The sequence below is a fragment of the Pantoea sp. GbtcB22 genome, from assembly GCF_019091025.1.
Classification (GTDB): domain Bacteria; phylum Pseudomonadota; class Gammaproteobacteria; order Enterobacterales; family Enterobacteriaceae; genus Pantoea; species Pantoea leporis.
Genome location: NZ_JAGXKB010000680.1, coordinates 1 through 242 on the forward strand (window position 1 = coordinate 1; position 242 = coordinate 242).

1 protein-coding gene is annotated in these 242 nt (G+C 54.5%); it reads right to left on the reverse strand.

Features of this window, described 5'->3' with window-relative positions; translation table 11 throughout:
* Positions 1-242, reverse strand: a 242-nt coding sequence (locus tag KVT28_RS26355) for a hypothetical protein (protein WP_217551242.1), incomplete at both ends; no start/stop codon positions are given.

Below are 242 nucleotides of genomic sequence, written 5' to 3' on the forward strand. Positions count from 1 at the left end.
GCGTTGCTGTATCGGATGCCGTGGGCGATCTTTGGGGTTGACGTAGCCGTAACCGAAGCGACCGCGATCGCACAGGAAATAGTGGTTTACGGTGCCGTTATAGCGGTTTTCGATACGTCGCAATTCGCCATAGCGTTCGCCCGGGCTGGTGTTACAACCCACGCTGCATTGCTGACAGATGCTTGGTGCGTACTGCATATCCCATTTACGGTTATAGCGTTCGGGGTGCGTTTTATCGGTGA